Here is a 10,844-nt window from a genome sequence, read left to right as displayed (position 1 = left end):
GCTCTGAATACGGTAAACTGAATTCTGGTAGCAGTTATGGTAATAGCTTATATCAGAGTTTAGTAGGTTTAGAGTGACGGTGGTGTTTTTTGGTTTTTCTTTTTTGCTATACTTGTATGTAGAGACGTTTGAATTTGTTGACGCGCTTTTTAGTCTGATTGTAGATGTAGATTTTTATTGACGAAGAAAAAATGATTTTAGGGAGGAATTGAATTGTCTTTAAAAGAAGAAGCGTTAATTTTTCACAGAAAGACTAAAGGCAAAATAAGTGTGGAGAGTAAATCAGTTGTTGAAAATGCTCACGATCTTTCTTTGGCTTATAGCCCTGGGGTGGCTGAGCCTGTAAAGGAAATCGCATTCGATCCAGAGATGGCATACTATTATACCTCAAAGTGGAATATGGTAGCCGTTGTTACTGATGGAAGCGCAATTTTGGGTCTGGGAAACCTTGGGGCTCTGGCATCTCTTCCTGTTATGGAGGGGAAGGCCGTTCTGTTCAAAAAATTTGGAGGGGTTGATGCCTTTCCAATTTGTTTGAACACAAAGGACACAGAAAAGATAATTGAGACTGTTAAGCTCTTAGAGCCTGTTTTTGGGGGTGTAAATCTGGAAGACATCAGCGCTCCCAGATGTTTTGAGATAGAAAAGGTTCTCAGAGAAGAGCTCTCTATTCCAGTATTTCACGACGATCAGCATGGTACGGCGATAATTACTCTGGCTGGCCTATACAATGCTCTAAAGATTGTCGGGAAAAAGATCGGAGAGATAAAGGTAGTAATAAATGGTGCTGGTGCAGCAGGAATTTCTATAGCAAAGCTTCTAATTCACATGGGCGTAAAAGACGTAATACTTTGTGATACAAAGGGCGCTATATATAGCGGAAGACCTCAGGGGATGAACCCATATAAGGATGAGATTGCGCAAATTACAAATTCTGAGATGGAAAAAGGGACTCTTGCAGATGCTATGAAGGGCTCAGATGTTTTTATAGGGGTTTCTGCAAGGGACGTGGTTAACCAAAAGATGGTAAAGTCTATGGCAAAGGATCCTATAATTTTTGCATGCGCAAATCCAGATCCTGAAATCAATCCAAATGCTGCAAAAGAAGCGGGAGCAGCAGTAGTAGCCACAGGCAGATCTGACTTTCCAAATCAGATAAATAACGTTTTGGGCTTCCCCGGTTTGTTTAGAGGAGTCCTTGATGTAAGGGCAAGGGTTATAAACGACGACATGAACGTAGCAGCGGCAGTTGCAATTGCAGACTTTGTAGATGATAGCAAGCTTTCACCTGATTATATCGTTCCATCTCCATTGGATCTTGAAATATATCCGCGCGTAGCAGCAGCAGTAGCAAAGGCGGCTATGAAATCTGGTGTGGCAAGGTTTGCAATTTTGCCCATCGATGTTGAGCTTAATGCGCGCAGGTTATTAGGACTTAGTTAGGAGGCGTTATGTTAAAAGATGTGCCAGAATTAAAGCCATACAAGATATTTTCAGGAAGTTTTCTCTTTTATGTTCATAGGATCACCGGTTTGTTGCTTGGACTTTATTTTTTGTTTCACATATTCTATCTATACGGGATAAAGTTTGCTGAGCCATCTCTGATACCATTTTTTGAATCTATGCACGCTTTTCATGAGAGCCTTAAAGTGATAATCAATCCAGGCGTAGCCTTTATTGCAGTTTTTCACGTTATGAACGGAATAAGAATCATTGCTTTTGAGTTTCAGCCAGCACTTGCTATCAAAGAAAGGCAGGTTGGCTGGTCTTATTGGGTGATTGGCATAACTATTATTGCTTTTATGGCAAAAATAGCACAGTCAATAATATTTGGTTAGGAGGTCGATGTGAATTATACTCGTTCACTTATGCGTGCGAACGCGAAAAATATATGGTTTTGGCAACGCATTAGTGCTGTTGCACTTATAATTTTACTTGTATTGCATGTTTTTAAGTTTGCACTATTTTTCCCTGTTCATGTAGCTTTTGCTGCTTTTGTGTGTATACATCTGTACATTGGTATGGTTACCATTACAAGGGAATACATTAAAAAACCAACTCTTAATACCTTTCTAAATATGGTATATATAGTACTTTTCTTGGTTATGTTTTTTGCTGCTTTTAGAATTGCAGAGGTTACTTTTTAATTATTAATTTTGAGAGTTGAAAGGAGCTTGAAGTGGAAGATCCAAAAATTTTAACTGAAAATGTGGTAGATGTACCATTAAGAAATGTTCACAAGCACGATGTCATTATAATTGGCGCAGGACTTGCTGGCCTTTGGGCTGCCATAAAATGTAAGAGCGCTGGCCTTGATACTGCATGTATGACGAAGCTTTCTATGCCTCAAAGATCTCACTCCACTGCTGCACAGGGCGGCATTGCAGCGAGCCTGGGGAGTTTGGAAGAAGACCACTGGGAATGGCATATGTTTGACACCGTAAAAGGATCTGACTTTTTGGCCGATCAAGATGCGGCTGAAATATTGGTAAAGGATGCTATTACTGTTGTTAGAGAATATGAGCATATGGGGGCTCCATTTTCAAGGACTCCTGATGGGCTTATTGCTCAGAGAAAATTTGGCGGTCATGTAAAAGATTTTGGAAGAGGAGGACCTGTTCTAAGGGCATGTTATGCAGCAGATAGAACTGGTCACGTGCTCCTTCACACACTTTGGCAGAAGGCAATGGAGCTGGGAGTAAGATTTTACACCGAGATGTTTGCAGTTAGCCTTATTACTGATGGACCAAAGTGTGCTGGAGTAGTTACCTGGGATACAAAAAACGGCGGTCTGCACGCGTTTAAAGCGAAGGGAACGCTTATTGCTACTGGCGGATATGGTAGAGCATGGAAGATTACTGCTACATCTTACTCATATACTGCTGATGGCCAGTATATGGCTCTGAGGGCAGGTGTACCCCTTGAAGATATGGAGTTTTTCCAATTTCACCCAACAGGCCTGTTCGATAGAGGCATCTTGATGACAGAGGGCTGTAGGGGTGAGGGAGGATTTCTCATAAACGATTTGGGCGAGAGGTTTATGAAAGACTATGCCCCTGCAAAGATGGAACTTGCTCCAAGAGATATAGTAAGTAGAGCTATAACGAGCGAAATAGAGGCAGGAAGAGGAATTAAAGGCGGACCATATATACATTTGGATATTAGACACCTTGGAGCCGAGATAATAAACACAAGGCTCCCTCAAATAAGAGAGATATCTATAAAATTCGCAGGAGTTGATCCTATACAGGAGCCAATACCAATAGTTCCTACTGCACATTATTCTATGGGCGGCATTCCTACAGACATTGACGGGAGAGTTCTGTTTGACGGCAAGAGCCAGATATTTGCTGGATTATACGCTGCAGGCGAATGTGCTTGCGTGAGCGTTCACGGTGCAAATAGACTGGGTTGCAACTCTACTCTGGATGCGTCGGTATTTGGTAGGCGTTGTGGAATAGCAATCGTTAAAGATTTTCCAAACCTTGAGCATCTGCCGCTTGAAGAGGACAGTGCAAAGATGGCAAGTGAGGAAATAGGGTTTATACTGAATCAGAAAGGTTCTATAAAGCCTGTAGAGATAAGGGATGAACTGCAGGCGGGCATGCAAAATTATGTTGCTGTGTTCAGAGAAGAAAAAGGACTTTCAAAAATGGTATCTGTAATCGGCGATATGCACAACAAGATGTCTCAGATGTATATCAGCGATAAGACTCTCGCGTACAACACTACATTAATGGAAGCAATGGAGCTAAGGCATTTGATAGCTGCAGCAGAAGCAGTTACGTATGGCGCTTTGAGCAGAACAGAATCAAGAGGTGCTCAGGCAAGGCGCGATTTCCCAAAGAGGGATGATGAAAATTGGCTTAAACATACTTTATACTTCAGAGATAAGTCTGGTTTCAGATTTGACTACAAAGATGTCAATCTTTCTAGATTTGTGCCTGAAGAGAGAAAGTATTAGGAGGTAGTCGTGGGCAATTTATATAAACTTACAATTTTCAGATATGATCCAGATTCAAATAAGACTTCTACGAGTAAGTATGAAGTAGAAGTTACCGAAAGTCACTGGACACTGCTCGACGTTTTTAGGTATATCAAGAACAACCTTGATGATACCTTGACTTTTAGGTATTCCTGCGGGCAGGGCATCTGTGGCTCTTGTGCAGTGACTGTTAATGGGAGGAGCATCCTTGCTTGTGAGACTCAGATGAAATTTCTGGACAGCTTTGATCTTGTGATCGAGCCTCTTAGGGGATTTCCTGTGATTAGAGACCTTGTTGTAGATCATAGCTTGCTTGATGAGAAGGTTAGGGCGGTAATGCCCTGGCTGGTTTGTAAGAAAGATCCAGAATCTGACAAAGAAAGATACCAGTCTATTGACGACAGGGCAAAACTCGATGGTCTCTATGAATGTATAGTCTGTGGCTCTTGCATTGCAGCCTGCCCTACATTCTGGAAAAATAAAACTTTTCTTGGTCCGCAATCACTTCTGTATGCCTGTAGATTTATGTTAGATTCCAGAGATGAAGGCAAAAATGAGAGATTTGAAACCCTTGCTGACAAGGACGGCATATATGGATGTCATACCATATTCAATTGTATGGAGGTCTGCCCCAAGGAGCTAAATCCTGGCAAGGCCATACTTGAATTGAGAAAGATGTTTATGAACGAAGAATCATAACTGGTGAAGGATGCAATTTTTTCTGTTTTGTGTGAGGGTGAGGAACAGCTTCACCCTCTTTTTTATTATCGTTTTAAGATATAAAATGTTGTGAGTTATATTTAAAATAATCTATATAAAATTTAATATTTTATGGAGGAACTATGCCTATTCAAGAAAGAGTAAAGCTAAGAGAACTTTCAGCAGAGGATAGGATCTGTAATTATAACGAAATATCATTGGGACTTAGTGAAAAAGAATTGGAATATGAGGCAAACAGATGCTTGCAGTGTAAAAAGCCAAGCTGTATAAAGGGTTGCCCTGCGGGGCTTAATATCCCCAGATTTATAAAACTCGCCAGAGAGAAAAAGTTTAACGAGGCCCTTTCTGAAATACTCGAAATTAATCCGTTTAGCGCAACCTGTGCCAGAGTTTGTCCTTATGGCTTTCAATGTGAGGGGAGCTGCGTGCTGAACAAGACTGGAAGGCCCATTGCAATAGGGGCTATTCACAGATTTATATCAGATTACGGCGAATATCAATTGAAAATGGTAGCTGACAAGGAGAAAATAAAAGGGAAAGTTGCAATAATAGGTGGTGGTATTGCTGGATTGAGCGCTGCCTATGAGCTTTCAAGATATGGCGTAGAAGTAGATATCTATGAGTCCAGACCAGTGATTGGCGGCCTTGCGAGGGCATGTATTCCTCCATATAGGCTGGCCAGGGAAGTTTTAGATAGAGAGATAGTGTACATATTGTCTCATGGGGCAAAGATAAAAAATAATATCGCAGTTGGAAAGGATATACCTCTCACAGAGTTTTTCAATATATATGATTATGTTATTCTTGCAGTTGGAGCAAGCAAGTGCTGGTCCTTGAAGCTGCCGTCAAATGAAGAGGATGATTTTTTCGCATACTCAGCAATAGAATTTATTGAGAACTATATGTTCAGAAAAAAAATATTCGATAGAACTTTAAAAATTCTTATTATCGGCGGCGGAAATACCGCTATAGATGTGGGCAGGATATCGATAAGGGAAGACCTTTTTCCAACCATTGTCTACAGAAGAGGAAAAGCACAGATGCCAGCCCTGCCCAAGGAGATAGAAGAGGCTGAGGATGAGGGAGTAAGCTTCAAATTTTTTGAAGTTCCAAAGAGAGCTATTCTTGAAAATGGTAAATTCAAGGGTATAGAAGCCCTTCAGGCCAGATTGGGAGCGCTAGATAGCAGCGGTAGGCCGAGTTTTGAAATCATTGAAGGCAGCGAACATTTTATAGAAGGCGATGTTTTGGTCTCTGCGATAGGTCAGGAGGTTGACCCTGAAGTCTTAATGGGTTGTGACCTTCATTTGGAAAGAGGCCTTTTGCCGCACGATTTTGGAGGAGAGTATGAAGACAAAATTCTTTCATGCGGCGATGCCGTTAGCGGTCCTTCTGTGGTCGTAAAGGCCATGAAAAACGGTCTTGAGGTCGCAAGAGACGTGATTGGAAGGTTGGACAAACGCAACCCTTAGAGCGTAATTATTATATAATTTTATCTTGTGAAGCAGTAATATTTTATTTAGGAGGAAAACATGAGGAGTTTATCCGTTGAGATAATAGAAGACGCTGTAAGAAAGATGGTTATGGACGCAAATTATAACGCACCCGAAGATGTAAAAAGGGCTTTCGATATTGCACTTGAAAAAGAAGAGTCTGAGGTGGCAAAAAAGATATTTTTAGAGTTTAAAGAAAACCATAAATTAGCATCGGAAGAGAAACTTGGAATATGTCAGGATACAGGTCTTGCTGTGATATTTCTGTTTCTTGGTCAGGACGTACATCTTGTTGACGGCGATATATACGAGGCTGTCAATAGAGGCGTTGAGAAAGGTTATACTGAGGGGTACTTGAGAAAATCAACGTGTGATCCGTTTACCAGGAAGAATTTAGGCACGAATACGCCGGCAATCGTCCACATAAAATTTATACCTGGCGACAAGGTAAAAATAGTAGTTATGCCAAAGGGCGGCGGAGCAGAGAACATGAGTGCCTTAAGGATGTTCGCTCCTTCAGCAGGTCTTGAGGGCGCTATGGATTTTGTGGTTGAGACGGTTAGAAAGGCGGGTCCAAATCCTTGTCCTCCTACCATCATAGGAGTGGGAATAGGCGGCAATTTTGAGAGAGTGGCCTTTTTGGCGAAAAGGGCACTTCTAAGGCCTATTGGTTCAAAAAACCCTGACGAAAGGTTGGGCTCTATAGAGGGCGAACTATTTGAGAGAATAAACAAGCTTGGCATCGGCGCCATGGGGCTTGGAGGCAGAGTAACCTCTCTTGCGGTTCACGTGGAGCTCGAACCATGCCATATAGCATCTTTCCCCGTGGCTGTAAACATAGAATGCAATGCACACAGGCACAAGAGCGTAGAATTATAAGTTATATTTTTGCTATTATATGTCTTATAGTGTCAGGATTAACCAAATTTTGGATTTATAGGCTTTATGAATAAAGAAGATTATTATAAAATATATCCACCTGTTGTGCCTATAATTGAAAGATTTCCAGGGCTTATCGACCTGGCCAAGCCTCTTGACGTCATTCTTGAAGAAAGTGGCGTAGAAGTGTCGACAATTGACTTCCCATCTATTATGGGGCTTTGTGTTAAGAGAGGTTCAAGGTCGTTTATAGGCTATAAAGAAGGTGTGGCTCCTCATATTAAAGAAGAGATATTATTGCACGAGGTGGCCCATTTGGTTTTGCACGATGAGAACACGCTTTGTCTGATCGGCGATATGGTTAGCAAATTGGAAATCGAAGCGTGGAGGGTAGCTGCCGTAATCCTTATCCCTGAAAAATATAAATTTGAAATAGATAAAGAAGATGATTACTGTATAGATAATTATTTAGTTTCTCAAGAAGACGCTATACGATCTCCAATGCTTATACACATTAGAAATTCTATGAGCATATAAATAGGCAAAAAAGACTTTGTAACAGATATTCCTTTATAATAAATTTACTTAAAATATAATACGATCTTTGAAAAGGAGTATATAGTTTGGATAACATAAGAAATTTTTCAATTATAGCCCATGTGGATCACGGTAAATCTACCCTTGCCGATAGGATATTGGTTAAATCACATGTGGTAAGCGAGAGAAAGCTCGTTCCTCAGATGCTTGACAATATGGATATAGAGAGGGAGCGAGGCATAACAATAAAGGCAAGAGCTGTCAGACTCGATATTAACTGGAAGGGCAAAGACTATATCCTAAATCTTATCGATACGCCTGGTCACGTTGATTTTTCTTATGAGGTTTCCAGATCGCTTGCAGCATGTGAGGGCGCAATCTTATTAGTGGATGCTACTCAGGGGATAGAGGCTCAGACTTTGGCACATGGTCTTCTTGCAATGGATCAAGATCTTGTTCTAATCCCTGTGGTGAACAAGATAGAGCTCCCTACTGCTGATGTGGAGGGGACCAAAAGAGAGCTGATTGACGTTTTTGGCTTTAACGAAGACGAGATTATACTCGCAAGCGCAAAAGAAGGTACTGGGGTAGACGAGATAATCTCTGCAGTAATTGATAGAATTCCTCCGCCAAAGGGAGACTCAGATGAGCCATTGTCCGCATTGATTTTTGATTCCCATTATGACTCTTATAGAGGAGTAGTGGCCTATGTGAGGATATTTGATGGTGAGCTAAGAAATGGTATGGATATAAAGTTTCACTCTACAAAGAAGACCTTTGAAATACAAGAAATTGGGTTTTTCAGAATGCAGCCAGAGAAAACTGATATCTTGAGGGCTGGAGAAGTTGGATATATAGCTGCAAATATAAAAAATATAGAGGATGCAAGAGTAGGAGACACTATTGAGGATGAAAAAAGACCTACAAAAAGGGTTCTGAAAGGCTTTAAGGATCCGCTTTCAATGGTCTTTTGCGGACTGTATCCTATAAATACAGATGAATATGCACTTTTGAAAGACGCTATTATGAAGCTAAAGCTTAATGACGCCTCTTTGGTTTATGAGCCAGAGACATCCATAGCGCTTGGTTTTGGATTTAGGTGCGGATTTTTAGGGATGCTTCACATGGAAGTGGCTATTGAGAGAATTAAAAGAGAATTTAACATTGATCTTATTATTACACCGCCCTCTGTCGTTTTTGAAGCCATAAAGCAAAATGGAGAGGTATTAACAATACACAATCCACTGAAGATGCCTGATCCAGGCACTATAGTTTCTATAAAAGAGCCCTATGTTAAGGTATCAATTTTTTCTCCCGCAGAGCACATAGGAGCTATTATGGAGCTGTGCACCAATAAAAGGGGCAGCTATATAGACATGGAGTATCTTGAAGCGAAAAGGGTAATAATGAGATTTGAGATGCCGTTGTCAGAGGTAATTTTGGACTTTTTCCCACTTTTGAAAACTAGAACAAGGGGATATGCCTCCCTTGATTATGAATTTATTGGCTATAGAGATTCAGATCTTGTTAGGTTGGACATCTTGGTCAATAAGGATAGTGTAGATGCCCTATCATCAATAGTACACAGGAGCAAGGCTCAAGAGGTTGGAACGAAGATTGTCTCTTCTTTGAGGAGACTGATACCAAGGCATATGTTTGAGATACCAATACAGGCTGCCGTTGGTTCAAGAATTCTTGCGAGAGAAAATATCGCAGCAATGAAAAAGAATGTTTTACAAAAATGTTACGGTGGAGATATCACGCGAAAGAGAAAGCTGCTTGAAAAGCAAAAAGAAGGAAAAAAGAAGATGAAGATGATAGGGGATGTCCAGATTCCTCAAGAAGTCTTTTTTGAGATGTTAAAAAGCTCTGGCGATCAGAAAAAATAGTGGATATTAGAATAAATAATAAGCTTTATAAAGAATAGAGAAATATGGTTCAATACGAGAATATAAGCATACAAAACACGCTTGAAAGTTTGGGTATCTATATTCACATACCTTTTTGTGAAAAGAGATGTAACTATTGCCACTTTTTTTCAAAGGTTTCAACAGAGGATCAAATTGATATCTTTTTTGATGCCTTAATTTCTGAAATAGAATATTCTGAACAAACTAATAGAAACTTATTAGAGAACTCATTTGTCGACAGCATATATTTTGGAGGGGGCACTCCTTCACTAATTAAGCCCGATCTGTTGAAAAATTTACTAACAATACTTCAGTTGAAGTTTAATATAAAAGATCCAGAAATTACGCTGGAGGCTAATCCAAAATCATTTTTAAAAAATTATAAAGATAAAGAGGATATATTTTTTAATAGATTAAGTCTTGGGATTGTGTCCTTTCAGGATGAAGAGTTATCCAATCTCAATAGAGATAACTTTGGCTACGATGCGCTGAAATTATCGAAAAGACTTGGAATTGATAATGTAAGCGTAGATCTACTGATAGGAATACCCGGGCAGACCTTAGATACCCTTACAAATTCCTTAGATACCATTTGTACATTTGACAATATAAATGGCGTTTCTATCTACCCATTGGAAGCAGATTTTGTTCTGCCAGATGAGACGGTTCTTGAATTTATGAGATATTCTAAGGAGTATCTGTGCAAGAAAGGATATATTAGATACGAAATTGCCAATTACGCGAAAGATGGCTATTTTTGTAGACATAACTTAAAATATTGGAAATATATGAACTTTTTGTCATTTGGACCGTCTGCTGCGTCAAAGATTGGAAACCGCAGATTTAAGAGGTCTTCAAGCTTAGACGCTTACCTGCAAAAAAACTTTTTGATGGAAGAAGACATTGAGCTGTCAGATGAAGATGAGTTCTTTGAAAAGGTAATGATGGGCTTAAGGTTGATGGATGGCATTAAAATTTCGGAATTAAAAAATAGGTTTGATAGAAGGCTTGTTGACAATTTAGTAATGGTTTCAAAAAAATTCGATCAACTTGTTAAAATAGAAGAAGATACTATCTCTCTGACGAATAAGGGAACTATTTTTATGAACGACTTATTGGTGGAATTAATTCCTGGCTAAGAGTTATTTAAGGTTTAAAAATTTTCAATATCTTATAAGAGGTTACTAACAGTTACAATAAATCTATTTAATCATTAAACTATCATTTTTTCTCTTGGCTTTTTAGTATTTTGTATTATGATATAACCGTATATTTAACATTACTGAGTTTTCAAAACCTATAGGCTCTGCAGTCCAGACG

General features: G+C 39.7%; 10 protein-coding genes. All 10 read left to right on the top strand.

What is annotated here, in order from left to right; genetic code table 11:
- The first annotated feature begins 213 nt into the window (after window positions 1-213).
- The 10 genes from V4762_RS09495 (at window position 214) to V4762_RS09450 (ending at window position 10,663) form a co-directional block, all read left to right on the top strand.
- Complete coding sequence (locus V4762_RS09495; protein ID WP_347315544.1) at window positions 214-1,443, top strand: NAD(P)-dependent malic enzyme; 1,230 nt, start codon at window positions 214-216, stop codon at window positions 1,441-1,443.
- A gap of 8 nt (window positions 1,444-1,451) precedes the next feature.
- Window positions 1,452-1,838, top strand: coding sequence for a succinate dehydrogenase/fumarate reductase transmembrane subunit (locus V4762_RS09490; protein ID WP_347315543.1), 387 nt, complete (start codon window positions 1,452-1,454; stop codon window positions 1,836-1,838).
- Window positions 1,839-1,847: 9 nt separating this feature from the next.
- Window positions 1,848-2,147, top strand: a complete 300-nt coding sequence (locus V4762_RS09485) for a hypothetical protein (RefSeq protein ID WP_347315542.1) — start codon at window positions 1,848-1,850, stop codon at window positions 2,145-2,147.
- Between the two features lie 32 nt (window positions 2,148-2,179).
- Window positions 2,180-3,964 (top strand): succinate dehydrogenase flavoprotein subunit, encoded by a 1,785-nt coding sequence (gene sdhA, locus V4762_RS09480; protein WP_347315541.1) that lies wholly within the window; start codon window positions 2,180-2,182, stop codon window positions 3,962-3,964.
- 9 nt (window positions 3,965-3,973) lie between these two features.
- The gene (locus tag V4762_RS09475) at window positions 3,974-4,684 is read left to right on the top strand and encodes a succinate dehydrogenase iron-sulfur subunit (RefSeq protein ID WP_347315540.1); all 711 of its coding nucleotides are present in this window, start codon (window positions 3,974-3,976) and stop codon (window positions 4,682-4,684) included.
- Between the two features lie 143 nt (window positions 4,685-4,827).
- Entirely contained in the window at window positions 4,828-6,177 is a 1,350-nt protein-coding gene (locus V4762_RS09470) for an FAD-dependent oxidoreductase (RefSeq protein WP_347315539.1), read from the top strand.
- A 60-nt stretch (window positions 6,178-6,237) separates the two neighbouring features.
- Window positions 6,238-7,077, top strand: a complete 840-nt coding sequence (locus V4762_RS09465) for a fumarate hydratase (RefSeq protein WP_347315538.1) — start codon at window positions 6,238-6,240, stop codon at window positions 7,075-7,077.
- A gap of 66 nt (window positions 7,078-7,143) precedes the next feature.
- Window positions 7,144-7,614 carry an ImmA/IrrE family metallo-endopeptidase gene (locus V4762_RS09460; protein WP_347315537.1) on the top strand — a complete coding sequence of 157 codons (471 nt, stop codon included), beginning with the start codon at window positions 7,144-7,146 and terminating at the stop codon, window positions 7,612-7,614.
- 86 nt (window positions 7,615-7,700) lie between these two features.
- On the top strand, window positions 7,701-9,503 hold the full coding sequence (lepA, locus tag V4762_RS09455) for a translation elongation factor 4 (RefSeq protein WP_347315536.1): 1,803 nt from the start codon (window positions 7,701-7,703) through the stop codon (window positions 9,501-9,503).
- Between the two features lie 44 nt (window positions 9,504-9,547).
- On the top strand, window positions 9,548-10,663 hold the full coding sequence (locus V4762_RS09450; RefSeq protein WP_347315535.1) for a coproporphyrinogen-III oxidase family protein: 1,116 nt from the start codon (window positions 9,548-9,550) through the stop codon (window positions 10,661-10,663).
- Window positions 10,664-10,844: the final 181 nt, after the last annotated feature.

Source organism: Thermodesulfobium sp. 4217-1 (genome assembly GCF_039822205.1).
GTDB lineage: Bacteria > Thermodesulfobiota > Thermodesulfobiia > Thermodesulfobiales > Thermodesulfobiaceae > Thermodesulfobium.
Note: the sequence above shows the minus strand (reverse complement) of the source record. Positions and strands in the feature narration are given on the sequence as shown.